Source organism: Streptomyces sp. NPDC058307 (assembly GCF_042880295.1).
Classification (GTDB): Bacteria; Actinomycetota; Actinomycetes; order Streptomycetales; family Streptomycetaceae; genus Streptomyces.
Map to the genome: position 1 here is coordinate 43,540 of NZ_JBHVYZ010000007.1, position 26,255 is coordinate 69,794.

Annotated in this window: 23 protein-coding genes; 7 read left to right on the forward strand and 16 right to left on the reverse strand. The window is 71.4% G+C overall.

From position 1 onward, the window contains the following. Positions 1-101: 101 nt before the first annotated feature. The 3 genes from ACFVYN_RS07705 to ACFVYN_RS07715 all read right to left on the reverse strand — a co-directional run bounded on the left by ACFVYN_RS07705 (position 102) and on the right by ACFVYN_RS07715 (position 7,281). A complete protein-coding gene (locus tag ACFVYN_RS07705; protein WP_389993984.1) occupies positions 102-1,562 on the reverse strand; it encodes a glutamate synthase subunit beta in 1,461 nt (486 codons plus the stop codon). Then, positions 1,555-6,171: a glutamate synthase large subunit gene (gene gltB / locus ACFVYN_RS07710; RefSeq protein WP_389993986.1), complete on the reverse strand. Its 4,617-nt coding sequence runs from the start codon at positions 6,169-6,171 to the stop codon at positions 1,555-1,557. The genes ACFVYN_RS07705 and gltB overlap by 8 nt, the downstream gene beginning before the upstream one ends. Positions 6,172-6,549: 378 nt before the next feature. Next, on the reverse strand, positions 6,550-7,281 hold the full coding sequence (locus tag ACFVYN_RS07715; protein ID WP_389993989.1) for a VIT1/CCC1 transporter family protein: 732 nt from the start codon (positions 7,279-7,281) through the stop codon (positions 6,550-6,552). A 285-nt stretch (positions 7,282-7,566) separates the two neighbouring features. Between ACFVYN_RS07715 and ACFVYN_RS07720 the strand changes: the two genes are divergently transcribed. From ACFVYN_RS07720 to ACFVYN_RS07745, 6 genes are read left to right on the forward strand one after another with little or no spacing between them, the layout of a single operon-like run. After that, a complete protein-coding gene (locus tag ACFVYN_RS07720) occupies positions 7,567-8,664 on the forward strand; it encodes an ADP-ribosylglycohydrolase family protein (RefSeq protein ID WP_389993992.1) in 1,098 nt (365 codons plus the stop codon). Next, positions 8,661-10,190 carry an ADP-ribosylglycohydrolase family protein gene (locus ACFVYN_RS07725; protein ID WP_389993995.1) on the forward strand — a complete coding sequence of 510 codons (1,530 nt, stop codon included), beginning with the start codon at positions 8,661-8,663 and terminating at the stop codon, positions 10,188-10,190. The genes ACFVYN_RS07720 and ACFVYN_RS07725 overlap by 4 nt, the downstream gene beginning before the upstream one ends. A 7-nt stretch (positions 10,191-10,197) precedes the next feature. After that, positions 10,198-11,364: an ADP-ribosylglycohydrolase family protein gene (locus ACFVYN_RS07730; protein WP_389993998.1), complete on the forward strand. Its 1,167-nt coding sequence runs from the start codon at positions 10,198-10,200 to the stop codon at positions 11,362-11,364. Next, on the forward strand, positions 11,352-12,710 hold the full coding sequence (locus ACFVYN_RS07735; protein WP_389994001.1) for an ADP-ribosylglycohydrolase family protein: 1,359 nt from the start codon (positions 11,352-11,354) through the stop codon (positions 12,708-12,710). The genes ACFVYN_RS07730 and ACFVYN_RS07735 overlap by 13 nt, the downstream gene beginning before the upstream one ends. 8 nt (positions 12,711-12,718) lie before the next feature. After that, positions 12,719-13,909: a CaiB/BaiF CoA transferase family protein gene (locus ACFVYN_RS07740; protein ID WP_389994003.1), complete on the forward strand. Its 1,191-nt coding sequence runs from the start codon at positions 12,719-12,721 to the stop codon at positions 13,907-13,909. Further along, a complete protein-coding gene (locus tag ACFVYN_RS07745) occupies positions 13,906-14,742 on the forward strand; it encodes an HpcH/HpaI aldolase/citrate lyase family protein (protein WP_389994005.1) in 837 nt (278 codons plus the stop codon). Before ACFVYN_RS07740 ends, ACFVYN_RS07745 begins: the two co-directional genes overlap by 4 nt. Positions 14,743-14,818: 76 nt before the next feature. On the opposite strand, the gene lgt is transcribed toward ACFVYN_RS07745, so the two are convergent. The 11 genes from lgt to hisI all read right to left on the reverse strand — a co-directional run bounded on the left by lgt (position 14,819) and on the right by hisI (position 23,628). Continuing rightward, positions 14,819-15,784, reverse strand: coding sequence for a prolipoprotein diacylglyceryl transferase (lgt, locus tag ACFVYN_RS07750; protein ID WP_389994008.1), 966 nt, complete (start codon positions 15,782-15,784; stop codon positions 14,819-14,821). A gap of 82 nt (positions 15,785-15,866) precedes the next feature. Beyond that, the gene (locus ACFVYN_RS07755; protein ID WP_389994011.1) at positions 15,867-16,646 is read right to left on the reverse strand and encodes a DsbA family protein; all 780 of its coding nucleotides are present in this window, start codon (positions 16,644-16,646) and stop codon (positions 15,867-15,869) included. A gap of 106 nt (positions 16,647-16,752) precedes the next feature. Next, positions 16,753-17,577, reverse strand: a complete 825-nt coding sequence (gene trpA / locus ACFVYN_RS07760; protein WP_389994014.1) for a tryptophan synthase subunit alpha — start codon at positions 17,575-17,577, stop codon at positions 16,753-16,755. Continuing rightward, positions 17,574-18,860: a tryptophan synthase subunit beta gene (trpB, locus tag ACFVYN_RS07765; RefSeq protein ID WP_389994017.1), complete on the reverse strand. Its 1,287-nt coding sequence runs from the start codon at positions 18,858-18,860 to the stop codon at positions 17,574-17,576. The genes trpA and trpB overlap by 4 nt, the downstream gene beginning before the upstream one ends. 108 nt (positions 18,861-18,968) lie before the next feature. Next, on the reverse strand, positions 18,969-19,136 hold the full coding sequence (gene trpM / locus ACFVYN_RS07770) for a tryptophan biosynthesis modulator TrpM (protein WP_189947481.1): 168 nt from the start codon (positions 19,134-19,136) through the stop codon (positions 18,969-18,971). Positions 19,137-19,158: 22 nt separating this feature from the next. Next, a complete protein-coding gene (trpC, locus tag ACFVYN_RS07775; protein ID WP_389994021.1) occupies positions 19,159-19,968 on the reverse strand; it encodes an indole-3-glycerol phosphate synthase TrpC in 810 nt (269 codons plus the stop codon). A 185-nt stretch (positions 19,969-20,153) separates the two neighbouring features. Further along, positions 20,154-20,582, reverse strand: a complete 429-nt coding sequence (locus tag ACFVYN_RS07780; RefSeq protein ID WP_389994024.1) for a DUF2752 domain-containing protein — start codon at positions 20,580-20,582, stop codon at positions 20,154-20,156. An 83-nt stretch (positions 20,583-20,665) separates the two neighbouring features. Beyond that, positions 20,666-20,923 (reverse strand): HGxxPAAW family protein, encoded by a 258-nt coding sequence (locus ACFVYN_RS07785; protein ID WP_389994027.1) that lies wholly within the window; start codon positions 20,921-20,923, stop codon positions 20,666-20,668. A 106-nt stretch (positions 20,924-21,029) separates the two neighbouring features. After that, positions 21,030-21,671, reverse strand: a complete 642-nt coding sequence (locus ACFVYN_RS07790) for a TIGR02234 family membrane protein (protein ID WP_389994030.1) — start codon at positions 21,669-21,671, stop codon at positions 21,030-21,032. A gap of 71 nt (positions 21,672-21,742) precedes the next feature. After that, the gene (locus tag ACFVYN_RS07795; RefSeq protein ID WP_389994032.1) at positions 21,743-23,221 is read right to left on the reverse strand and encodes an anthranilate synthase component I; all 1,479 of its coding nucleotides are present in this window, start codon (positions 23,219-23,221) and stop codon (positions 21,743-21,745) included. An 11-nt stretch (positions 23,222-23,232) separates the two neighbouring features. Beyond that, positions 23,233-23,628, reverse strand: a complete 396-nt coding sequence (gene hisI / locus ACFVYN_RS07800; protein WP_389994035.1) for a phosphoribosyl-AMP cyclohydrolase — start codon at positions 23,626-23,628, stop codon at positions 23,233-23,235. Positions 23,629-23,710: 82 nt separating this feature from the next. Between hisI and ACFVYN_RS07805 the strand changes: the two genes are divergently transcribed. After that, positions 23,711-24,346, forward strand: a complete 636-nt coding sequence (locus ACFVYN_RS07805) for a TIGR03085 family metal-binding protein (protein WP_389994038.1) — start codon at positions 23,711-23,713, stop codon at positions 24,344-24,346. Between the two features lie 4 nt (positions 24,347-24,350). On the opposite strand, the gene ACFVYN_RS07810 is transcribed toward ACFVYN_RS07805, so the two are convergent. Beyond that, on the reverse strand, positions 24,351-25,595 hold the full coding sequence (locus ACFVYN_RS07810; protein WP_389994041.1) for an MFS transporter: 1,245 nt from the start codon (positions 25,593-25,595) through the stop codon (positions 24,351-24,353). Between the two features lie 22 nt (positions 25,596-25,617). Beyond that, entirely contained in the window at positions 25,618-26,205 is a 588-nt protein-coding gene (locus tag ACFVYN_RS07815; protein WP_389994043.1) for an ArsR/SmtB family transcription factor, read from the reverse strand. Positions 26,206-26,255: the final 50 nt, after the last annotated feature.

The window sequence follows — 26,255 nt, forward strand, 5'->3', positions numbered from 1 at the left end:
GGTCGGGGACGTGGAGGGCAGGCGCCGTCACGGGGGGTCTGGGGGGCATGCCCCCCAGATAACCCGCCCGTACGCCGTTGTACGGGACGTTTCTGTGACCGTCAGACCATCAGCGAACGGTCCGTCGGCCGGATCGGCGCGGGCAGTTCACTCGCACCGGTCAGGAAGCGGTCGCAGCCGCGGGCGGCCGAGCGGCCCTCCGCGATCGCCCACACGATGAGCGACTGGCCGCGGCCGGCGTCACCGGCGACGAAGACGCCCGGCACGTTGGTCTGGAAGTCGCCGTCGCGGGCGATGTTGCCGCGCTCGTCGAGCTCCAGGCCGAACTGCTCGACCAGGCCGTTCTCCCGGTCGGTGCCGGTGAAGCCCATCGCGAGGGTGACCAGCTGGGCGGGGATCTTGCGCTCCGTGCCCGGCTTCGGGTTCAGCCTGCCGTCGACGAACTCGACCTCGGTGAGGTGCAGCCACTGGACGTTGCCGTCCTCGTCGCCCTCGAAGTGGGTGGTGTTGACGGAGTAGACCCGCTCGCCGCCCTCCTCGTGCGCGGAGGTGACCTTGTAGAGCATCGGGAAGGTCGGCCACGGCTGGTGCGGGGCACGGTCCTCGCCGGGCCTCGGCATGATCTCCAGCTGGGTCACCGAGGCCGCGCCCTGGCGGTGGGCGGTGCCCACGCAGTCGGCGCCGGTGTCGCCACCGCCGATGACCACGACGTGCTTGCCCTCGGCCGAGATCGGGGAGGTGACGTAGTCGCCCTCCTGGACCTTGTTGGACAGCGGCAGGTACTCCATGGCCTGGTGGATGCCCTTGAGCTCGCGGCCGGGGACCGGGAGGTCACGCGCGGTGGTCGCGCCGACGGCGATGACGATCGCGTCGTACCGCTTCTTCAGGTCGGTCGCCTTGAGGTCGCGGCCGATCTCGATGCCGGTACGGAAGCGGGTGCCCTCCGCGCGCATCTGCTCGATACGGCGGTTGATGTGCCGCTTCTCCATCTTGAACTCGGGGATGCCGTACCGGAGGAGGCCTCCGACGCGGTCCGCGCGCTCGTAGACGGCGACGGTGTGACCGGCCCGGGTGAGCTGCTGCGCGGCGGCGAGACCGGCGGGGCCGGACCCGATGACCGCGACGGTCTTGCCGGACAGGCGCTCCGGGGCCTGCGGCGCGACATCGCCGCTGTCCCACGCCTTGTCGATGATCGAGACCTCGACGTTCTTGATGGTGACCGGCGGCTGGTTGATGCCGAGCACACACGCCGACTCGCAGGGGGCGGGGCACAACCGACCCGTGAACTCGGGGAAGTTGTTGGTCGCGTGCAGCCGCTCGGATGCCGCGGACCAGTCCTCGCGGTAGGCGAAGTCGTTCCACTCGGGGATGAGGTTCCCGAGCGGACAGCCGTTGTGACAGAACGGGATGCCGCAGTCCATGCAGCGGCTGGCCTGCTTGCTGATGATCGGCAGCAGGGAGCCGGGGACGTAGACCTCGTTCCAGTCCTTCAGCCGTACGTCGACGGGGCGGGACTTGGCGACCTCGCGCCCGTGGTTCAGGAAGCCCTTCGGGTCAGCCATTGATCGCCGCCTCCATCATCTTCTCGGTGATCTCGGACTCGGAGAGTCCCGCCTGCTCGGCGGCGTCCTTGGCGGCGAGCACTGCCTTGTACGTGCTGGGGATGATCTTGCTGAAGCGCTCGACCCCTGCTCCAGGGGTATCCCACTCGGCCAGGAGCTTCTCGGCGACCGTGGACGCGGTCTCCTCCTGGTGGCGGCGCACCACGTCGTGCAGCCACTGCTTGTCGGTGTCGTCGAGCGCCTCCACGGCGTTCACGTTGCCGACGTTGACGTTGTCCCGGTCGAGGTCGATCACGTAGGCGACACCGCCGGACATGCCGGCCGCGAAGTTGCGGCCCGTCTCGCCGAGGACCACCGCGCGACCGCCGGTCATGTACTCGCAGCCGTGGTCGCCCACGCCCTCCGAGACGACCAGCGCGCCGGAGTTGCGGACACAGAACCGCTCGCCGGTACGACCGCGCAGGAACAGCTCGCCGCCGGTCGCGCCGTAGGCGATGGTGTTGCCGGCGATCGTCGAGAACTCGGCGAGGTGGTCGGCGCCCCGGTCCGGGCGGACGATCACCCGGCCGCCGGAGAGGCCCTTGCCGACGTAGTCGTTGGCGTCGCCCTCCAGGCGCAGCGTGACACCGCGCGGCAGGAAGGCGCCGAAGGACTGGCCGGCCGAGCCCGTGAAGGTGATGTCGATGGTGTCGTCGGGCAGGCCCGCACCGCCGAACTTCTTCGTCACCTCGTGGCCGAGCATGGTGCCGACCGTGCGGTTGATGTTGCGGATGGCGACCTGGGCGCGCACCGGCTGGGCGTCGGTCGCCGAGTCGGCGGCCAGGGCGTCGGCGGCGAGCTTGATGAGCTCGTTGTCGAGCGCCTTCTCCAGACCGTGGTCCTGCTCGATGACCTGGTGCAGCGGGGTGCCCTCGGGCAGTTCCGGCACGTAGAAGAGCGGGGACAGGTCCAGGCCCTGCGCCTTCCAGTGGTTGACGGCCCGCTCCACGTCGAGCGCCTCGGCGTGGCCGACGGCCTCCTCGATGGAGCGGAAGCCCAGCTCGGCGAGGATCTCGCGGACTTCCTCGGCGATGAACTTGAAGAAGTTCACGACGTACTCGGCCTTGCCGGTGAACCGGTCGCGGAGCACCGGGTTCTGGGTGGCGATGCCGACCGGGCAGGTGTCCAGGTGGCAGACGCGCATCATGACGCAGCCGGAGACGACGAGCGGCGCGGTCGCGAAACCGAACTCCTCGGCGCCGAGCAGCGCGGCGATGACGACGTCACGGCCGGTCTTGAGCTGACCGTCGGTCTGGACGACGATCCGGTCGCGCAGGCCGTTGAGCAGCAGGGTCTGCTGGGTCTCGGCGAGACCGAGCTCCCAGGGACCACCCGCGTGCTTGAGGGAGGTCAGCGGGGAGGCACCGGTGCCACCGTCGTGACCGGAGATCAGGACGACGTCCGCGTGCGCCTTGGACACACCCGCCGCGACCGTGCCGACGCCGACCTCGGAGACCAGCTTGACGTGAATCCGCGCCTGCGGGTTCGCGTTCTTCAGGTCGTGGATCAGCTGGGCCAGGTCCTCGATTGAGTAGATGTCGTGGTGCGGCGGCGGGGAGATCAGACCGACACCCGGGGTGGAGTGCCGGGTCTTGGCGACCCACGGGTAGACCTTGTGGCCCGGCAGCTGGCCGCCCTCGCCGGGCTTGGCGCCCTGGGCCATCTTGATCTGGATGTCGTCCGCGTTGACCAGGTACTCGGAGGTCACACCGAAGCGGCCGGAGGCGACCTGCTTGATCGACGAACGCCGCGCCGGGTCGTACAGCCGGTCCGCGTCCTCGCCGCCCTCACCGGTGTTGGACTTGCCGCCCAGCTGGTTCATGGCGATGGCGAGGGTCTCGTGCGCCTCCTTGGAGATGGAGCCGTACGACATGGCTCCGGTGGAGAAGCGCTTGACGATCTCGGAGACCGGCTCGACCTCGTCCACGGAGATCGGCTGACGGTCCGACTTGAAGCCGAACAGGCCGCGCAGCGTCATCAGGCGCTCGGACTGCTCGTTCACGCGGTCCGTGTACTTCTTGAAGATGTCGTAGCGGTTCGCGCGCGTCGAGTGCTGGAGGCGGAAGACCGTCTCCGGGTCGAACAGGTGCGGCTCGCCCTCGCGGCGCCACTGGTACTCGCCGCCTATCTCCAGGGCACGGTGGGCCGGCGCGATGCCGCTCGCCGGGTACGCCTTGGCGTGCCGGGCGGCGACCTCCTTGGCGATGACGTCGATGCCGACGCCGCCGATCTTGGAGGCCGTACCGCTGAAGTACTTCTGGACGAAGCCCTCTTCGAGACCGACGGCCTCGAAGACCTGGGCGCCGCGGTAGGAGGCGACGGTCGAGATGCCCATCTTCGACATGACCTTGAGGACGCCCTTGCCCAGGGCGTAGATCAGGTTGCGGATGGCCTGCTCGGCCTCGATGTCCGACAGGAAGGTGCCCGCGCGGACCAGGTCCTCGACGGACTCCATGGCCAGGTACGGGTTCACGGCCGCGGCGCCGAAGCCGATCAGCAGGGCGACGTGGTGGACCTCGCGGACGTCACCGGCCTCGACCAGCAGACCCACCTGGGTGCGCTGCTTGGTGCGGATGAGGTGGTGGTGGACGGCCGCGGTGAGCAGCAGCGAGGGGATCGGCGCGTGCTCGGCGTCCGAGTGCCGGTCGGACAGGACGATCAGCCGGGCGCCGTTGTCGATGGCGGCGTCCGCCTCGGTGCAGATCTCCTCGATGCGCGCGGCGAGGGAGTCGCCGCCGCCGGAGACCCGGTACAGGCCGGAGAGGGTCGCGGCCTTGAAGCCGGGCATGTCGCCGTCGGCGTTGATGTGGATGAGCTTGGCCAGCTCGTCGTTGTCGATCACCGGGAAGGGCAGCACGACGGAGCGGCAGGAGGCGGCGCTCGGGTCGAGCAGGTTGCCCTGCGGGCCGAGGGCGGAGCGCAGCGAGGTGACGAGCTCCTCGCGGATGGCGTCCAGCGGCGGGTTGGTGACCTGCGCGAACAGCTGGGTGAAGTAGTCGAAGAGCAGACGCGGGCGCTCGCTCAGCGCGGCGATCGGTGAGTCGGTGCCCATCGAACCGATCGGCTCGGCACCGGCCTTGGCCATCGGCGCGATGAGGACGCGCAGCTCTTCCTCGGTGTAGCCGAAGGTCTGCTGGCGGCGGGTGACCGAGGCGTGGGTGTGCACGATGTGCTCACGCTCGGGCAGGTCGCCGAGCTCGATCTCGCCGGCCTCCACCCACTCCGCGTACGGCTGCTCGGCGGCCAGGCCGGCCTTGATCTCGTCGTCCTCGATGATGCGGTGCTCGACGGTGTCGACGAGGAACATCCGGCCGGGCTGCAGACGGCCCTTGCGGACCACCTTGGCGGGGTCGATGTCCAGGACGCCGACCTCGGAGCCGAGGACGACCAGGCCGTCGTCGGTGACCCAGTAGCGGCCGGGGCGAAGGCCGTTGCGGTCGAGGACCGCGCCGACCTGCTTGCCGTCGGTGAAGGTGACACAGGCCGGACCGTCCCAGGGCTCCATGAGGTTGGAGTGGAACTGGTAGAAGGCGCGGCGGGCCGACTCCATGGAGTCGTGGTTCTCCCACGCCTCCGGGATCATCATCAGCACGGAGTGCGGCAGCGAACGGCCGCCCAGGTGCAGGAGTTCGAGGACCTCGTCGAAGGACGCCGAGTCGGAGGCGTCCGGCGTACAGATCGGGAAGACGCGCTCAAGGGCCTTGCTGTCGTTGCCGAACAGGTCGGAGACCAGCTGCGATTCGCGGGCCGCCATCCAGTTGCGGTTGCCCTTGACGGTGTTGATCTCACCGTTGTGGGCAACGAAACGGTACGGGTGTGCGAGCGGCCACGACGGGAAGGTGTTCGTGGAGAACCGGGAGTGCACGAGCGCGATCGCGGAGGCGAAGCGGCGGTCGGACAGGTCCGGGAAGAAGGGCTCCAGCTGGCCGGTGGTCAGCATGCCCTTGTAGACGATGGTCCGCGCGGACAGCGAGGGGAAGTAGACGTCGACCTCGCGCTCGGCGCGCTTGCGCAGCACGAAGGCCTTGCGGTCGAGGTCGATACCGGTGGCGGGCACTGCCGCGCCGTCGGTCACGAAGACCTGGCGGAAGGCCGGCATCGTCGAGCGGGCGGTGGCGCCGAGCAGCCCCGGGGCGACCGGGACCTCGCGCCAGCCGAGGACGGTGAGGCCCTCCTCGGCGGCGATCGTCTCGATCTTCGAGACGGCCTCGTCGAGGCCGTCCTCCGGCAGGAAGGCGGTGCCCACGGCGTACCCACCGGCCGTCGGCAGTTCGAAGCCGACGACCTCACGGAAGAAGGCGTCCGGGACCTGGGACAGGATGCCCGCGCCGTCACCCGAGTCGGGCTCGGCGCCGGTGGCACCGCGGTGCTCCAGGTTGCGCAGAACCGTGAGCGCCTGCTCGACCAGCGCATGGCTCGCCTCGCCGGTGAGGGTGGCCACGAAGCCGACGCCACAGGCGTCCTTTTCGTTGCGGGGGTCGTACATACCCTGCGCAGCAGGGCGAGCATCCATGAAGGACCACTTCTGGCCATTCGTGGAGTGCTGGGACGGCTGGCGCGGCGTACGCATCGGCTCTCCCGTCGTCGTCAACTGGCATATGCAATTGCCGAGGGACGACGTTGGCCCTCTGCGCGTGTGCAAAATTTCGTGCAGGTTACATGATGGAGCGGATCTCGGGAACCGGATACTCCGTTCCAACATGCGGACGCCACGCGGTGCGAGGGGGGTGTCGCACACGTGGCCTGAAGTATGTGGGGATCGATCCGGACTGATCGGTCAGATCATCGTCCGTCGGTCCAGGGGGCGGCGAAGGCGTCGTCGCCGACCCCGCGAGTGCGCCGCAAGCGTCATTGCCCACAGCGCTTACGGCTCATGCCCAGTGGTTAAGCACTCGAAACCAGCGGGTAACGACTACTTATGCGACCCGACGCATAAGTAGCAGCCGATCTATCCTACGGCCGTTCCGAACAAACTGCCCAGGGCGTACGTCACACCGGCCGCCGCGCCTCCCAGGGCGAGCTGCCGGAGCCCGCTGTACCACCAGGTCCGCGCGGTCACCCTGGCCACCACGGCACCACACCCGAACAGCCCGAGAAGAGCGAGCAGCAGAGCGGGCCACAGCGTGGTCGCGCCGAGCAGGAACGGCAGTACGGGGAGCAGGGCCCCCAGGGCGAAGGACCCGAAGCTGGACACGGCGGCGACGAGCGGCGAGGGCAGGTCGCCCGGGTCGATCCCCAGCTCCTCGCGGGCGTGGATCTCCAGGGCCTGCTCGGGATCCTTCGACAGCTGCCGGGCGACTTCCCTGGCCAGCTCCGGCTCGACGCCCCGCCCCTCGTACAGGGCGGCGAGCTCGGCCTCCTCGTCCTGCGGGTGCTTGCGCAGTTCCCGGCGCTCCACGTCCAGCTCCGCCTCCACGAGCTCCCGCTGGGAGGCGACGGAGGTGTACTCGCCGGCGGCCATGGAGAAGGCGCCGGCGGCGAGCCCCGCCAGCCCGGTGATCACGATCGTGTGCTGGCCGACGGCCCCACCCGCGACGCCGGACATCAGGGCGAGGTTGGAGACCAGCCCGTCCATGGCACCGAAGACGGCGGGCCTGAGCCAGCCACCGTTCACATCCCGGTGCGTGTGGTTGTCGCGGTGCGCCTCGTGCAGGGGCGCTTCGATGTCAAGGATGGCCATTCCGGTCCCCCAGGGAAGCTAAGCCAAAGCTAACTTTGGACACGTTCTAATTCTTAACAACAAACACAGTACGTCGGCCGATTCCCGTCCGCCAGCAAGGAAAGGCTCGGCTAACCTGCGGCTTTACCGTCGAATGCGCAGACGATCATGGTGCCGCTCAGATGTCGACCGGGTGACGTTGGGGGCGGGCGGGCTGAGGTCAACCGCCGATGGTGGGACATATACGGCAAAAGGTTCCGCGCCTGGCGCGAACCCCCTCTGCTCCCTGTTGTGGAGAGGCCGGCTATGACATCGATCGCCCGCGTTTCCTCGGCCCAGGCACCCCAGGACGCCGCCGAACTCCGTGAGCGGGCCCGCGGCGCCCTGCTGGGCCTGGCGGTCGGGGACGCCCTGGGAGCCCCCGCCGAGAACCTGAAGCCGTCGCAGATCCGCGCCCGCTGGGGCCGTATCGAGGGCTATGTCGTGGACGAGCCGGCCGGCACGGACGACACGGAGTACGCGATCTTCTCGGGTCTGCTCCTCGCCCGGCACGGCTCGGCCCTCACTCCCTGCCATGTGGAGACGGCCTGGCACGAGTGGATCGCGGACCGCGACGAGGGCCCCTTCCGGGGCGCCGGCTTCAGCGAACGCGGCACGCTGGAGAACCTCCGCCGAGGTCTGGCGGCCCCCATCTCGGCCCAGCACCGCCACGCCTGGAGTGACGGCCTGGCCATGCGCGCGGCCCCCTTCGGGGTCTTCGCGGCGGGCCGCCCCGCGGAGGCGGCCCGCCTGGTGGCCGTCGACGGCTCGGTGAGCCACGACGGCGAGGGCATCTACGGCGGCCAGGCGGTCGCGGCGGGAGTGGCGGCGGCGATGGCAGGCGCCCCGACGATCGCCGTCGTCGCCTCCGCGCTGGCGGTGATCCCGGACGACAGCTGGACGGCCCGCTCGCTGCGCCGCGCCGTGGCGGTGGCCCACCGGGGCGAGAGAGCGGTCCGCTCCGCGGTGGTGATCGGCGGCTATCCGTGGACCGACCTGGCCCCGGAGGCGGTGGCCCTCGCCTTCGGGGCGTACGCGGCGGCGGACGGCGACTTCCGTGAGGCGGTCCTGACGGCGGTGAACATGGGGAGAGACGCGGACACGACGGCGGCGGTGGCGGGGGCGCTGGCCGGCGCGACGAGGGGAGCGTCGGCGATCCCGGCCGAGTGGGCATCGGCGATCGGCCCGGCGAGAGGCAGCTGCCTGCCCGCCATGGCGGGCCATCACGTGCTGGACGTGGCGGAGTTGCTGGTGGCGGGCGAGGACGGCAAATGGGCCACGACCGGCCTCACACAGGAGTGGTCCCCGCCCGACCCGGACGCCTTCACCCTGGCGGCGGGCGATGAGTCGGGGACGGACAGGTGAGGCCGCCGGGGCCGTGGGCGGAGCCCCCGGCCCCCACACCGACGGCGAGCGACTCGGCCCCGACAGCCCCATCGAACGCCGCGGACGCCACAACCGGACCGAACACGTCCGCGACGACGGCTCTACGGACCACGTCCGCGAGCACGGCCGCACCACCCGCGTCCGAGCCCACCGCCCTGCTGACCACCCCCGGCCCCGCCGAACCCGCGGCCGCCGACGGCGAGTTCGCCCCACTGGGGCCACCCGCACCCGACGACGAAAGCCGCACGGGGGGTGCGGGTGGGAACACAAAGGCCGGAGGCGAAGCCGAGGCCGGGCGAAGAGTCCAGGGGCTCCTCGTCGGCCTCGCCGAAGGCGAACCCGAGGCCCCCCACGCGCGGCAGCTGCCACACGCAACCCCCGAAGCCGAGGCCGGACAGAGAGTGCACGGCCTCCTCCTCGGCCTCGCCGCGGGCGACGCCGCCGGCTGGCCCGCCGCCCGGCACAGAGCCGCCCGCATGCCCGAATGGACCCGCCGCCTCACCCGCGAGCTGGACACCTTCGCCGAACAGAACGCCACCACCACCCTCCCCGTCCCCATCGCCCTCAACCAACCCCCCGAGCCCCTCCGCCTCGGCCCCTCCGACGACGCCGAATGGGCCGCCTTCACCGCGGAGGCCCTCCTCAAGGCAGGCGACGACACCGCCCTCGGCGACCTGACGAGAGAACGCCGTACGAGAGCCGCCATCGACCTCGCCTGGAACGCTCTCGCCGCCGAAGTGGCCGCCGCGGCGGACCGCGCCCCCGAGATCGAGTCCGCCCACATCCCCCTCCGCGCCCGCATCTCCGTAAGGGCGGGACTCGGCAACCTCGCAACCGGCCTGCGCCCACCCGCCACCGGCCACGACAACCCGCACTACTTCGACGACGCGGCCTGCGTCAGAGCCTGTGTCCTCGCGGTCGCCCACCCCGGCGCCCCCCGACCCGCCGCGGAGCTCGCCGAGTTCGACGCCCGCTACACCCAGGACGGAGACGGAGTGCACGGAGCGAGAGCGATGGCCGCGGCCGTCTCCCTCGCCCTGATCGGCGCCCCCGTCGAAGCCTGTGTGACAGCGGCGCTCACCGAACTCCCCGAGGAGACGGAGATCGGCCGCAACGCCCGCCACGCCCTGCGTCTCGCCGCGGCCGCCAAAAGCGCCTTCGCCCTGATCCCCGCTCTGGAACACGAGATCGTCGACCACGTCTACAGCTACGGCGTCGCGGCCGCCGAAACGGTCCCCGTGGCCCTCGCTCTGGCCATCGCCGCACAGGGCCGTATCGCGGAGGCGGTCCCCGCCGCGGCCTGTCTGTCCCGTGTCGCCGACTCGGCCCCCGCCCTGACCGGCGCGCTGACCGGCGCACTGGGCGGCGGCACCGCGATCCCCGCCTCCTGGCGCGACACCTGCCGGACCCTCTCCGGCTGTGCCCTGCCCCGCCTCACCGGCACGGACCTCGTGGAACTCGCCGAACTCCTGGTAGCCGCACAACCGCCCCTCCCGGGAGGATGATTCCGGCATGACGCCCAAAAACTCAGAAAGCAGTCTTGAGGAGCGGATCACCGGAGCCCTCGTGGGCGCGGCGGTGGGCGACGCCCTCGGCGGTCCCGTCGAGGGCTACTCCCCCGACCAGATCCTCGAACGCCACGCCGGCCGCGTCCACGGCGTCGTCGGCCCCTGGAACGGCGACGACTGGCGCACCGCCCGTCCCATCGCCCCCTACCACAAGGGCGACGGACACATCACCGACGACACCTTGATGACCCACGCGCTGATCCGCGTCTACGACCGGGTCAGGGACCACCTCGACGCCTACGCGATCGCCGACCACCTGGTCCCCGACCTGATGACGAACCCGCGCTGGATCCCGGAACTGGAGGCCGAGGCCCTCCCCCTGCACCGCATCTTCCTCGCCGAGAAATGGCTGGTCACCCGACTCCACTACGGCCACATCGACCCCCGGGAAGCGGGCGTGGGCAACATCGTCAACTGTGGCGCGGCGATGTACATGGCCCCGGTCGGCCTGGTCAACGCGGCCAACCCGCGGGCCGCCTACACCGAGGCCCTGGACATCGCGGGCGCCCACCAGTCGTCGTACGGCCGGGAGGCGGCGGGGGTCCTCGCGGCGGCCGTGGCGGCGGCGGCCGCACCGGGAGCGACGCCGGACTCGGTGGTGACGACCTGCCTGTCCCTGGCGAAGGACGGCACCCGCACCGCGATCGAGCGGGTCTGCGAAGTGGCCGCCCGTCACACGGACTTCGAGTCGGCCCTACGACCCCTGCGGGACGCCGTGGCTCCCTACGACACGGTCGGCCCCGACTACCGCAACCCCTCCCTCGGCGCCCGCCGCCCCTCCCGCCTCCACGCGATCGAGGAACTCCCCGTCGCCCTGGGCATGTTGCTCGTGTCCGCGGGCGACTTCCGGCAGGCCGTGCTCGGCGCGGTGAACTACGGCAGGGACTGCGACTCGATCGCCACGATGGCCGGTGCCCTGTCCGGCGCCCTGGGCTCCCCGGTCCCGGACGACTGGTCGAAGACGGTGTCGGAGGCGAGCCGTCTGGATCTGTGGGAACCGGCGGCGACGCTCACCGCCGTGACCCGGGAGATCTTCGAGCGGGACCTCACCCATCGCAGGACCCACGAGGCGGCGTTCGCGGAGCTCGGAGGCCCGAGATGCTCCGACTGACGTGGGTCCAGCCGGAGGACCTCATCGGCCACGAACTCCGCCAGGCGGCCCAGGACGGCAGGGAGCCGTCGGCGATCGCGGCGAGGTGGCGAGCGGCGGGAGGCAAGGAGGCGCCGGTCCGCGCGGGCGCCTCGCCGGAGCCCGCGTCCAGGTATCTGCGGCAGCTCGCCGACGACCTGCTGGACGAACTGGCCGATCTTCCCAGCGCGTTGGAGGACGACGAGCCCACCGACCTCGCGAGGATCAAGGCCCGCTGCCGGACATGGCCCGGGCACGCCTCTACGGCATCCTTCACCCGGACCGCCCTGGAAGCGGCCTGGCTGGGCCGGGCGGTGGGCTGCCTCCTGGGCAAGCCCGTGGAGAAGCTCCCCCTCGACGCCATCCGCAGGCTCGCCGCGGCCACCGGCAACTGGCCCCTGAACATCTACTTCACGGCGAAGGGCGTCCCCGCCGAACTCCTCGCCGCCCACCCCTGGAACCGCCGCTCCGCCACCACCTCCCTCGCCGAGAACATCGACGGCATGCCCGAGGACGACGACCTCAACTACCCCTTGCTGAACCTCCTGTTGCTCCAACGCCACGGCAGGCACTTCACCACCGCACACGTGGCGGAACTCTGGCTCGACGAACTCCCCGCCGGGCGCACCTTCACCGCCGAACGCATCGCCTACCGCAACCTCCTCCAAGGGCTGGAGCCCCCCAGAACGGCCCGCCACCGCAACCCCTTCCGCGAATGGATCGGCGCCCTGATCCGCGCGGACGTCCACGGCTGGACCAACCCCGGCGACCCGGCGGCCGCGGCCGAACAGGCCCACAGGGACGCCACCCTCACCCACACGGCGAACGGCGTCTACGCGGCGATGTTCACGGCCGCCGTGATCGCCCAGGCGGCGGCGACCCCCGACATCCACACCTGCCTGCGCACCGGCCTCACCGTGATCCCCCCGAACTCCCGCCTCGCCAGGGCCGTCACCCACGCCATCCGACTGGCCGGACAGCACGACGACTTCGACGAGGTCGTGGACGAACTCCACGCCACCCACGCCGCGACCCACCACTGGGTCCACGCCGTCCCCAACACCGCGCTGATCGCCGCCGCCCTCACCCACGCGAACGGCGACTTCACCACCTCCATCTGCAGGGCTGTCAGCGGCGGCTGGGACACCGACTCCAACGGCGCCACGGCGGGCAGCATCGCCGCCCTGCTGACCGGCACCCCGGAACAGCTCCCCGACCGCTGGACCACCCCCCTCAAGAACCGCCTGGCCACCTCCGTCGCCGACTTCAACGGCACCGGCTTCGACACCCTGGCCCACCTCACCCACCGGGAGGCTGCCCGCCCATGACCCACGTCATGACCGAGACCCCCCTGAAAGGGCTGCGCGTGCTCGACGCGGCCACCCTCTTCGCCGGCCCTCTCGCCGCCACCCTGCTCGGCGACTTCGGCGCCGACGTCGTCAAGATCGAGCACCCCACGAAACCGGACCCCTCCCGGGGCCACGGCCCCTCGAAGGACGGCATCGGCCTGTGGTGGAAGGTCCTGGGCCGCAACAAGCACACGATCACCCTCGACCTGTCCAAGCCGGGCGGCCGGACCACCTTCCTGCGGCTGGCCGCCTCCGCGGACGTGGTCATCGAGAACTTCCGCCCCGGCACCCTGGAGAAGTGGGACCTCGGCTGGCCCGAGCTCTCCACCGCCAACCCCCGCCTGGTCCTCACCCGCGTCACCGGCTTCGGCCAGTTCGGCCCCTACGCCCACCGCCCCGGCTTCGGCACCCTCGCCGAGGCGATGAGCGGCTTCGCGGCGATCACCGGCGAACCGGACGCCCCGCCGGTGCTGCCGCCCTTCGGCCTGGCCGACTCCATCGCGGGCCTCGCCACGGCGTACGCGGTGATGACGGCGCTCGCGGCCCGGGACCGCACGGGCGAGGGCCAGGTCGTCGACATGGCGCTCATCGAACCGATCCTGACGGTCCTCGGCCCCCAGCCGACCTGGTACGACCAGCTCGGACACGTCCAGGAGCGCACCGGCAACCGCTCCGCCAACAACGCCCCCCGCAACACCTACCGCACGGCCGACGGCACCTGGGTCGCCGTCTCCACCTCGGCCCAGTCGATCGCGGAGCGCGTGATGCACCTGGTGGGCCGCCCCGAGCTGATCGACGAACCGTGGTTCGCGACCGGCGCCCAGCGGGCCGCCCACGCGGACGTCCTGGACGCGGCGGTCGGCTCCTGGATCGCCGAACGCACCCGCGCCGACGTCCTCGCGGCCTTCGAGAAGGCGGAGGCCGCCATCGCCCCGATCCAGGACGTCCGGGACGTGATGGCCGACCCGCAGTACCAGGCGCTCGACACCGTCACCACGGTCGACGACCCCGAGCTCGGCCCGCTGCGCATGCAGAACGTCCTGTTCCGGCTCTCCTCTACCCCCGGCGCGATCCGCTGGGCGGGCCGCCCGCACGGCGCGGACACTGAAGAGATCCTGACCGAACTCGGCTTGACCGCAGCCGAGTTGACGGCGTTGCGCGCGGAGGGCGCGCTGTGAGGCCGTACCCTCTGACCTGGCTCTACGTCCCCGGCGACCGCCCGGAGACCGTCAGCAAGGCCCTCGTGGCGGGCGCCGATGTCGTGGTCGTCGACCTGGAGGACGCGGTCGCCCCCGACCGCAAGCGGTACGCCCGAGAGGCCACCGCCGAACGTCTCGGCGAGCCCCAGCCGGTCCCGGTCCACGTCCGGGTCAACGCCCTGGACGGTCCCCTGGCGTCAGCGGACCTCGCGGCGATCGCCCCCCTCCCGGGCGTCTGCGGCCTGCGCCTGCCCAAGGTCACCGCCCCCGCCCAGGTCACCCACGTCGCGCAGACGACGGCCCGGGCCGAAGGAGGCGCCCCAGCCCCACCCCTGTACGCCCTCCTGGAATCGGCTCTGGGCATCGAGCACGCCTACGCCATCGCCACCGCCCACCCGAGCCTGCGAGGCATCGCCCTCGGCGAGGCGGACCTGCGAGCCGACCTGGGGGTACGACATGACGGGGGCCTGGACTGGTCCCGGTCCCGGGTGGTCGTGGCGGCGAGAGCGGCGGCCCTGCCTCCCCCGTCCCAGTCGGTCCACCCCGACATCCGGGACCTGGAGGGCCTGAGGGCCTCCTGCGCCCACGGCCGGGCTCTGGGCTTCCTGGGCCGGGCAGCCGTCCATCCCCGCCAGCTCCCGGTGATCGAGCGGGCCTACCTGCCCACGGAGGAGGAGATCGAGCAGGCGGAGACGGTCCTCAAGGCGGCGCAGGCGCACGCGGGGGCGCAGGCCCTTCCGGACGGCACGTTCATCGACGCGGCGGTGGTGACCCAGGCCCACCGCACCCTCTCCCTCGCCGACCGCGCCTGACATACGACGGCCGCGCCGACATACGACGAGGGCGCCCCGACCACTCGGGGCGCCCTCGTCGACTTACGACCGACCGTCAGGTCTTCTTCGCGGACCCGGCCTCGTCGGCCGTCTCGCGGGAGCCGGTCTCGGACTCGCCGGAGTCGGAGTCGGAGTCCGCCTCAGCCTCGGCCTTCTTGTCGGTGTCGGACTTCTCGGCTCCTTCGGCCTCGCCGTCGGCGGCATCCGCGCCCGGCTCGACGACTTCCTCGCGTCCGGGGCGCTTCTTCGCCGACAGCACGAAGTACGTCACCGCGAGCACGAACACGACGATCGCGGTCCAGACGTTGAGCCGGACCCCCAGGATGTGGTGGGCGTCGTCGATGCGCATGTACTCGATCCAGCCGCGCCCCGTGCAGTACGCGGCGACGTACAGCGCGAACGCCCGGCCGTGTCCCAGCTTGAAGCGGCGGTCGGCCCAGATGACGAGGAGGGCGACGCCGACGCACCACAGCGACTCGTACAGGAAGGTGGGGTGGTAGTAGCCCGGTACCCGGCCGTCCGTGGAGGACGTGATGTGCAGGGCCCACGGCAGGTCGGTCGGCTTGCCGTACAGCTCCTGGTTGAACCAGTTGCCCCAGCGACCGATGGCCTGTGCGAGGGCGATGCCGGGGGCGATGGCGTCGGCGTAGGCCGGTAGCGCGATGCCCCGGCGGCGGCAGCCGATCCACGCGCCCACCGCACCGAGCGCGATCGCGCCCCAGATGCCGAGGCCGCCCTCCCAGATCTTGAAGGAGTCCACCCAGTCACGGCCCTCGCTGAAGTACAGCTCGTAGTCCGTGATCACGTGGTAGAGGCGGCCGCCGAGCAGTCCGAACGGCACGGCCCAGACCGCGATGTCGGCCACTGTGCCGACTCGCCCGCCCCGGGCGAGCCAGCGCTTGTTGCCGAGCCAGACGGCAACGAAGACGCCGATGATGATGCAGAACGCGTAGCCACGCAGCGGGATGGGACCGAGGTGGATGACCCCGCGCGACGGGCTGGGAATGTAGGCAAGTTCCATGGCAGGGTCGACGCTACCCTGCCCGGCCGGACCCACGGCAGGCGGTCCGGCAACGGGTCCATAACAGGCGGGCCTGAAATCCTTACCCCTTGGCCGCTTCCTGTACCTGCTGCTTCAGCTTCGCCGGCGTCATCGTCCGGTCCTGGTAGATGTTCCTGCCGTTCAGCAGGACCGTCGGTGTCCCGCTGAAGCCGCCGTTGCGGAAGGCCGCCGCGGACTTCTCGACCCAGCTGTTGTGGGTGCCCTTCTCCACACACGCACGGAAGGCGGGGGTGTCGAGCCCGTCGGCCTTCTTCGCCAGTTCGAGGAGCTTGCTGTTCTCGGCGAAGGCGTCGTCGGTCTCCTCGGGCTGGTTCTCGTAGAGCACGTCGTGATAGCCGGGGAACTTCCCGGCGTCCTGGGCGCAGGCCGCGGCATTGGCCGCGTTGCGGGAGCCGGTGCCGCCCATGTTGCCGTCGATGATCGTCGCCAGGTGGTACTCGACCTTGAGCTGCCCGGATTCGGTGAGCTCGTGGACGACCGGGCGGTACGCCGTCTCGAAGGCCTTGCAGGCCGGGCAGCGGAAGTCCTCCCAGACGACCAGCGTCGACTTGGCGCCCTCCTTGCCGACCGGGATGGCGAGACTGTCCTGGCCATTGGCTCCCGAGGGCGCCACGACCGGGCCCGAGCCGTCGCTCTTGTCCTTGTCCTTGCCGGCGTTGGCCGCGACGACGCCGATCACCGCCGCGAGACCGAGGACGCACACCACACTCGCGCCCACGATCAGCATCCGGCGCCGCCGGTCCGCGGTCTTCTGCCTCGCGCGCTCCTCCGCCAGCCGCTCCCGGGCGGTGCGCTTTCCCTCACGGTTCTTCTCGCTCACACCCGCAGAACGAACCGGGGAGGCGCACCGCGCCTCCCCGGTCCCAGGTCCACCCGTTCGAGTGACCGCAGTTTCCGTCACACCGCCGTGACAGGCGTACGGCCGACTACGCCTGTCGGCGCACGCCCTTCGCCAGCTCGCCGGCGAGCGCGCGGACGCCCTCGACGCCGGCCTTGTCGTCGGGCGCGTCCAGCATCCGCTTCACGAAGGCCGAGCCGACGATCACGCCGTCGGCGAAGCCGGCCACTTCGGCGGCCTGTGCGGCGTTGGAGACCCCGAGCCCGACACAGACGGGCAGAGCTGCCCCGGCATCGGCGGCCCGGGTGCGCTCGACGAGGTCCTGGGCCTGCGCCCCGACCGACTCACGCGTGCCCGTGACGCCCATCAGCGAGGCGGCGTACACGAATCCGCTGCCGGCCGCGGTGATCTCGGCGAGGCGCGCGTCCTTGCTGCTGGGCGCGACCACGAAGACCGTGGCGAGCCCGTGCTTGTGCGCGTGCTCCCTCCACAGCGCCGACTCCTGCACCGGCAGGTCCGGCAGGATGCAGCCCGCGCCGCCCGCCGCGGCGAGCTCGGCGGTGAAGCGCTCGACGCCGTAGCGGTCGATGGGGTTCCAGTACGTCATCACGAGCACCGGCTTCCCGGTGGCCTCGTAGGTCTCCTTGACCGTCCGCATGACGTCCGCGATCTTGACGCCGCCGCGCAGGGCGATGTCGTCGGCGGTCTGGATGACGGGGCCGTCGAGGACGGGGTCGCTGTGCGGCAGACCGACCTCGACGACGTCCGCGCCGCCGTCGAAGGCGGCCTTGATCGCCTCGATGCCGCCGTCCACGGTCGGGAACCCGGCCGGGAGGTAGGCGATGAGCGCGGACCGTCCCTCGGCCTTGGCGCCGGCGAGGGTGTCCGACAGCAGCTGAATGTTCCCGCTCACTTCGCGTCCCCCTCGATCTCGGCGCCGCTGCCGGCCTCGTCCGCCGCGACGGCGGCGTCGGTGTCGTACAGGCCGAAGTAGCGTGCGGCCGTGTCCATGTCCTTGTCGCCGCGGCCCGACAGGTTGACGACGATCAGCCCGTCCTTGCCGAGCTCCCGGCCGACCTCCAGGGCGCCGGCCAGCGCGTGGGCGCTCTCGATGGCCGGGATGATGCCCTCGGTGCGCGAGAGCAGGCGCAGGGCCTGCATGGCCGCGTCGTCGGTGACCGCGCGGTACTCGCCGCGGCCGGAGTCCTTGAGGTAGGAGTGCTCGGGGCCGATGCCCGGGTAGTCCAGACCGGCCGAGATGGAGTACGGCTCGGTGATCTGGCCCTCCTCGTCCTGGAGGACGTAGGAGCGGGAGCCGTGCAGGATGCCGGGCTCGCCCGCGGTCAGGGTGGCCGCGTGCTCGCCGGTCTCCACGCCGTGCCCGGCGGGCTCGCAGCCGATGAGGCGTACGGCGGTGTCCGGGATGAAGGCGTGGAACAGGCCGATGGCGTTCGAACCGCCGCCCACGCAGGCGATGGCCGCGTCGGGCAGTCGGCCGGCGCGCTCCAGGAGCTGGCGGCGGGCCTCGACGCCGATGACCCGGTGGAAGTCGCGGACCATGGCCGGGAAGGGGTGCGGTCCGGCGACCGTGCCGAAGAGGTAGTGCGTGCGGTCGACGTTGGCGACCCAGTCGCGGAAGGCCTCGTTGATGGCGTCCTTCAGCGTGCGGCTGCCGGACTTCACGGCGATGACCTCGGCGCCCAGCATGCGCATCCGGGCCACGTTGAGGGCCTGGCGCTGGGTGTCGATCTCGCCCATGTAGATCGTGCACTCGAGACCGAAGAGGGCGCAGGCGGTGGCGGTGGCGACGCCGTGCTGGCCGGCGCCCGTCTCCGCGATCACCCGGGTCTTGCCCATGCGCTTGGTGAGCAGGGCCTGACCGAGCACGTTGTTGATCTTGTGGGAGCCGGTGTGGTTGAGGTCTTCCCGCTTCAGATAGATCGTGGCGCCACCGGCTTCGGCGGCGAAACGGGGGACCTCGGTGAGCGAACTGGGACGGCCGGTGTAGTGGACCAGCAGGTCGTCGAGCTCACGGGCGAACTCGGGGTCGTGCTTGGCCTTGTCGTACTCGACGGCGACCTCGTCCACGGCGGCGACGAGGGCCTCCGGGATGAACTTGCCGCCGAACGCGCCGAAGTAGCCTTCGGCACTGGGGAGTTGACCGTCGGGGTCGGGGATGAAGAACTCGCTGGGCATGGCAATACCTCACGGTGAGTGCGTTGAAAAGACACTATTCGCCGTGGGGGCGGGGTTTGTCCGACGACGAAAGGTCGTCTGCGGCTTGTCGCGCAGTTCCCCGCGCCCCTATAGGGCGCGCTGCCATCGACGGCCGTTCACCTGTCCAGGTTCGTCACCGATGACATACCTGACGCGGCGGCCGTGCACCCGGCGGGCGGGGGCACGGCAGCCTCGGGGACGGCAGCCACGCGCCAGGCGGGCGTACCGGTCCACGGTCGTCACGGTGAGAGTCATCGGCGTCAACTCTAGCGAAAGATCAGCCGCGGCCGTGCCGCAGTGCGGGATGCTCGCCCGCCGCGACCAGGTCCGACACCGCCGTCTTCGGGTCCTTGCCCGTCACCAGGGACTCGCCCACCAGGACCGCGTCGGCGCCGGCGTTGGCGTAGGCGATCAGGTCGTGCGGGCCGCGGACGCCGGACTCGGCGATCTTGACCAGGTGGGCGGGGATCTCTGGGGCGAGCCGCTCGAACGTGCCGCGGTCCACTTCGAGGGTCTTGAGGTTGCGCGCGTTGACACCGATGATCTTCGCTCCGGCGTCCACCGCGCGCTCGACCTCGTCCTCGTCGTGGACCTCGACGAGCGGGGTGAGCCCGATGGACTCGGCGCGCTCGATCAGGGACTCCAGGGCGGGCTGCTCCAGGGCCGCGACGATGAGCAGTGCGAGGTCGGCGCCGTAGGCCCGGGCCTCCCACAGCTGGTACGACGTGACGATGAAGTCCTTGCGCAGGATCGGGATGTCCACCCGCGCGCGAACGGCCTCCAGGTCGGCCAGCGAGCCGCCGAAGCGGCGCTGTTCGGTGAGGACGGAGATGACGGCGGCGCCGCCCGCCTCGTAGTCGGCGGCGAGGCCCGCCGGGTCGGCGATCGCGGCCAGCGCGCCCTTGGAGGGGCTGGAGCGCTTGACCTCGCAGATGACCTTGACGCCGTCGCCGCGCAGGGCGGCCACGCCGTCCTTGGCCGCAGGAGCCTTCGCCGCGCGCTCCTTGAGCTCGTCGAGGCTGACGCGCGCCTGCCGTTCCGCGAGGTCGGCACGGACTCCGTCGATGATCTCGTCGAGCACACTCACGCGAGCGGCCCCCTTCCAGACGGTTGACAGTTCCAGCGACCGATGAAAAAGAGGTGGTCACTGCGATGGTATCCGCAGGACGGCGTACCCCTCGCATCCGGTTGACGCCAGTCCCTCCGCCACCCTCGAACAAGCTTCGCATGCTCGGGCGGGAGGCGCCCCCATACTGGACCTTCGCCAGCCGATCAAGGATGAAGCCAGCCACCGAACGGCAGGTTCCGGACAACCGTGAAGACCAGCAGCAATGTCCCCGCCGTCCACAGGTGCACCGGCCCGAGGCCGAGCTTCAGCGGCCGGCCGCGCACCGTGCGGACCACCCAGACGGTCCACAGCACGGCGAAGCCCAGATAGCCCACCACGCCCATCGCGTTGTCCTGGAGCGCGGCCAGGAAGTCGCCGTGGACGAACGCGTGTGCGCTGCGCAGTCCGCCACAGCCGGGGCAGTACAGGCCGGTGATCCGGTAGAGCGGGCAGACGGGGTAGTGCCCGGGCTGGTTGGGGTCCACGGTCCCCACGTACGCGAAGGCCCCGGCGACGGCAGCGAGGATGCCGCCCGGGACGGCGAGCCCGGTGAGCCGGGGTGCGCGCTGGGTGTCGGCGTTCACGCCTCGCATTGTGCCCTGCCGGTCCCCACGTACGCGTGAAGGGCGGCCCCGGCGCTCTCGCCGGGCCGCCCCTCCACGAAGCTCTCCGCGCGTCAGCTCTTGGCCTCGGCCGTCTCGACCTCGGGATGCTGCGTGGTGGCGAGCGGCTTGTGGGCGTCCTTGGGCATGCCCATCCCCATCGCGCTCATGATCCAGCCGACGACACCGCCGACGACCACGATCGCCATACCGGCCCAGAAGCCCGCCGGCTGGGCCATCACCATGAAGGCGCCCGCGACGCAGAACCCGATGAAGGCGATAGTGACACCGGTCCAGGCGGCCGGGGTGTGACCGTGGCTGCTGCCCGCCATTGCTTGCTCCTAGGTGCTGAAGTACATGTCTGAGCCGGACGCTCGAAGTCATTGTCCCGCACGCGAGGGCACGAAGTGATCCGGGGTCGCGCTTCGCGGGCGGCCGCTACGCCCCCGTCGGGTCTTCTCCTCGGTCGAGCGCCTTCCAGATGTCCTCGGGCCGGTCAGGGTCCACGACGGGGGCCTTACGACGGACCCGGGGCGCCCCGTCCCGCTCGTAGCGCCCGGACATCGCGGGCCACAGCCGGCCGTACCGCAGGGCGAGCAGCCCGGCCAGAAGGATCAGCGCGCCCCCGACCACGGCGACGTACGGCCAGGCGGTGTGCGAAAGGGAGGCGACCGTCGCCGAGGTGTCGCCGGAGGCCTGGGCGGCCTGCTCGTCCAGCGCGGACGAATCGCCCGCCCCGACCAGCGCGGCGACGACGATTCCCGCGCCGGAGAGCGCGAGCAGCGCGGCGACCAGGTGGCGTCCCGCCTTGCGGACGGCGAAGACGGCGACGAGCGCGGCGAGGCCCACTATGGCCAGGGCGGCGGGGACGCCGGTGACGTCACTGCCCTTGGCGGTCAGGGGAAAGGCGCCGCCGGCCACGGTCGCGGTGCCCTCGGACCACTGCTGGCGGGTGGCCAGCAGCGCCACGGCGGCGCCGAGCGCGCCGCACATCAGGGCGACGGCGAGACTCAGACGTCCGGCCCTGGCGGGTCCGGCGGCTTCGGAACGGGGGTGGGGTACGGCAGTCACGTACCCCACTATCACCCGAACCCCGGGCGGACGGTGACCCGGGGTTCCGTGAGAAGCGCCCCATTCGGCGCCGAAAGGCCCTACGCGCCGAGCCGGTTCGCCGTGTGGACCGCCCGCAGGACCGCCGCCGCCTTGTTGCGGCACTCGGTGTCCTCGGCGACCGGGTCGGAGTCGGCGACGATGCCGGCGCCCGCCTGGACGTAGGCCGTGCCGCCGCGCAGGAGGGCCGTACGGATCGCGATCGCGGTGTCGGAGTCGCCCGCGAAGTCGAGGTAGCCGACGCAGCCGCCGTACAACCCGCGCCGGGACGGCTCCAGTTCGTCGATGATCTGCATCGCGCGGGGCTTGGGGGCACCGGAGAGGGTGCCCGCGGGGAAGCAGGCGGTCAGGACGTCGAAGGCGGTACGGCCGGGCGCGACCTTGCCGGTGACGGTCGACACGATGTGCATCACGTGGGAGTACCGCTCGACGGACATGAAGTCGACGACCTCGACCGAGCCGGGCTCGCAGACGCGCCCCAGGTCGTTGCGTCCGAGGTCCACCAGCATCAGGTGCTCGGCACGCTCCTTCGGGTCGGCGAGCAGTTCGTCGGCGAGGGCCTGGTCCTCCTGCGGGGTCGCTCCGCGCCACCGGGTGCCGGCGATGGGGTGGACCATGGCGTGCCCGTCCTCGACCTTGACCAGGGCCTCGGGGGACGAGCCCACGACGTCGAAGCCGTCGAAGCGGAAGAGGTACATGTACGGGGAGGGGTTGGTGGCCCTCAGGACCCGGTAGACGTCCAGCGCGCTTGCCGTGCACGGCGTCTCGAAGCGCTGGGAGGGGACGACCTGGAACGCCTCGCCGGCCCGGATGCGCTCCTTGATGTCCTCGACGGCCTCCTGGAAGTCGGGGCCGCCCCAGAGCGCGGTGTACTCGGGCAGCTCGGAGGGCGGCAGGACCGCCGGGGGCTGGGCCACCGCGCGGGACAGGTCCGCCTCCATGGCGTCCAGGCGGGCCACCGCGTCCGCGTGGGCCTCGTCCACACCGGTGTCGAGGTCGTTGTGGTTGATCGCGTTGGCGATCAGCAGGACCGAGCCCTCCCAGTGGTCCATGACGGCGAGATCGCTGGTCAGGAGCATGGTCAGCTCGGGGAGCTTCAGGTCGTCGCGCTCGCCGGGGCCGATCTTCTCCAGGCGGCGGACGATGTCGTAGCCGAGGTAGCCGACCATGCCTCCGGTGAAGGGCGGCAGGCCCTCCTGGTGCGGGGTGTGCAGGGCCTCGATGGTGGCGCGCAGGGCGGCCAGCGGGTCGCCGTCGACGGGGACGCCGACCGGTGCGGTGCCGAGCCAGTGCGCCTGGCCGTCACGCGCCGTCAGGGTCGCGGCCGAGCGCACACCCACGAAGGAGTAGCGGGACCAGGAACGGCCGTTCTCAGCGGACTCCAGCAGGAAGGTGCCGGGGCGCTCGGCGGCGAGCTTGCGGTAGAGGGCGACCGGGGTGTCGCCGTCGGCCAGGAGCTTGCGCGTGACGGGGATGACACGGCGGTCGGTGGCCAGCTTGCGGAAGGTCTCGAGGTCCATGGCGGCTGACCTTACTGATCCGAGGCGGCGGTACCGGAACCAGCGCCGTCCTCGAGGAGCACGTCCGCCTCGAAGCAGGTCCGCGCGCCGGTGTGGCAGGCGGCGCCGACCTGGTCGACCTTGACCAGCACGGTGTCGGCGTCGCAGTCGAGGGCGACGGACTTGACCCACTGGAAGTGGCCGGAGGTGTCGCCCTTGACCCAGTACTCCCGGCGGCTGCGCGACCAGTAGGTGCAGCGGCCGGTGGTCAGCGTGCGGTGCAGCGCCTCGTCGTCCATCCAGCCGAGCATGAGCACCTCACCGGTGTCGTACTGCTGGGCGATGGCGGGGACGAGCCCGTCGGTGCTGCGCTTGAGACGCGCGGCGATCTCCGGGTCGAGGTTGCTGGGTGAGGGCGTGCTGGTCATGGGGCCATTGTGCCGCGCGCCACTGACAAGCCCGGCGTGGTGTCCACTGTGCGGACCCGTCACGCGGTCGTACTCTGACTGCATGTCGACTTTCGCCAAGCGTGAACGACTTCTGCTCGCCGATCTGTTGGAGGCCGAGGGCCCGGACGCCCCCACCCTCTGCGACGGCTGGCTCACCCGCGACCTCGCCGCCCACGTGGTGGTGCGCGAGCGCCGACCCGACGCCGCCGGCGGCCTGCTGATCAAGCAGCTCGCGTCCCGCCTGGACCGGGTGATGACCGAGTTCTCCGAGAAGCCCTACGAGGAACTGATCCAGCTCATCCGCACCGGCCCGCCGCGCTTCTCGCCGTTCCAGCTCAAGCAGGTCGAGGAGCTGTCGAACACGGTGGAGTTCTACGTCCACACCGAGGACGTCCGCCGGGCCCGCCCCGACTGGACACCGCGCGAGCTGGACTCCGTCTTCCAGGACGCCCTGTGGTCCCGTCTGGAGCGCACCGCCCGGCTGATGGGGCGCGGCGCGCCCACCGGGCTGGTGCTGCGCCGCCCGGACGGCCAGACGGCGGTCGCGCACCGGGGCACACCGGTCGTCACGGTGACCGGCGAGCCGTCGGAGCTCCTGCTGTTCCTGTACGGCCGGCAGAGCGCGGCCAAGGTGGAGCTGGACGGCGACAAGGAGGCGATCGCCAAGCTGCACGAGGCGAAGGAGCTCGGGATCTGACGGCTCAGGCGGGGAGTTCGGCGCGGCGCAGGTTCCCTGCGCCGAGGGCGACGACCCCGCCGAGCCCGCACACCATCGCGCTGACGACGAAGACCGGCCCAGTGCCCCAGGTGCCGATGGCGGCGGCGGACAGCGGCATGCTCAGCGGGGCGAAGCCGAGGCTGACCAGTCCGGAGACGGCGGTGACACGACCGAGGTAGGCGGAGTCGGCCTGGGTCTGGAGCAGGGCGACGCACAGCGCCCCGCTGAGCCCGGCGAGCAGCCCGACCAGCAGGGCGACCCCGACGGCCGCGAGGACGGACGGCACGTAGGCGAGGGAGCCGATGGCGACCGATCCGGCGAGGATGGCGTAGGCCGCCACCTGGCCGGCGTGCGGCAGCCGGCCACGCACGGTCAGCAGCAGGGAGGCGGTGCCCGCGCCCACACCGAACCCGGCGAGCACCCAGCCCATCCCGGAGGCGCCCCAGCCGCGCTCCTCTGCGAGCAGCGTCAGTCCCACGTTGAGGGGGCCGACAAACCCGAGGTCGCCGAAGGCGATGGCCAGCATCAAAGGGGCGAGGACACGGTGCCGGCGGATGTAGGCCAGGCCGCCCTTCAGATCACGCCAGGCGGTGCCACCGCTCCCCTTGCCGTCGGCGGGCAGCTCGCGTATCCGTACGGCCACCAGCAGCGGCACCGAGACCGCGATGAGCAGCCCCGCGAAGGTGAAGGCGGCCGCCGCTCCGCCGAGCGCCACCGCGAGTCCGCCGAGCGGTCCGCCGACCACACTGGCGAACCGGATGCCGAGTCCCCGCATGCCCTGCACGCGCGCGAGCTGTCCGCGACTCGTCACGCGCGCGGGGAGGGCGCCCACGGCCGGCATGAACACGGCGTCGACGGTCCCGAAGACCAGGGCGAGCACGGCCAGCGGCCACAGCCCCGGGCTGGTGAGGAACAGCAGCCCCGCCACCGCGAGCACGGCCGCACAGCGCACCGCGTCGCTCGCGATGACCACTCTGCGCGGCCCGAGACGGTCGGCGATCACTCCGCCGCCCAGCATGAGCAGCGCCCGCGGCAGGGCACTCACCGCCATGACCACGCCCGCCTGCGCGGGTGAGCCGGCCTGTACGGCCGCCCAGGACAGGGCGATGTAGTAGACGCTGTCGCCGGTCATCGAGGCGGTGTAGGCGGCGAGCCAGCGCAGGACGTTGGCGTCGCGGTGGGCGGGCAGTTCGGGGGCGGTGGGCGGGGCCGTGTGCGTGGTGGTCACGGGAAGGTGTCCTCTCCGGACGTCAGGCGCGGAACGGGAATCCGTACACGAACAGCGCGACGTCCTCACGTCCCTCGGTGTCGCCGGCGGCCTCGGCCGAGCGGCCCTTCTCGTCGTACTTGCCGACCAGGGCTTCCCATTCCGCGCGGAGCTCGCCCAGTTCGCTCGCGGTCAGGCGCAGCCACGACTCGTTGTCCGGGGCCGCGGCATTCCATTCCGGGCCCCAGGTGGCCCGCTCGTCGAGATAGCGCCGGTAGAGGTCGGCGCGCTGCTCGTGGAAGAGCCGGGTGGCCGCCATGTGTGCGGCCGCCTTGCCGGGCTCACCGCGGAAGTCCTCGTCGTGGATGCTCACCCCGTCGGACGCGGGCCGCCACCAGCGCTCTCGGCCGTCCCCGCTCTGCGGCTCGGCCTCCTCGACGAGTTCGTGCTCGGCGAGTTTGCGCAGGTGGTAACTGACGAGCGAGACGGCCTCGTCCACGCTCTCCGCGAGCTGTGAGGCGGTGGCGACGCCCTTGATGAACAACAGCCGGTAGAGGTTCGCCCGCAGCGGGTGGGCCAGCGCCTTGAGGGTTCCGACGTCCTTGATCCGGCGGTTCTCTGTGCTTGCCATGCCCTCGACCATAGATACGAAAGAAAAGTTGCACAACAGATTTTGCGCAA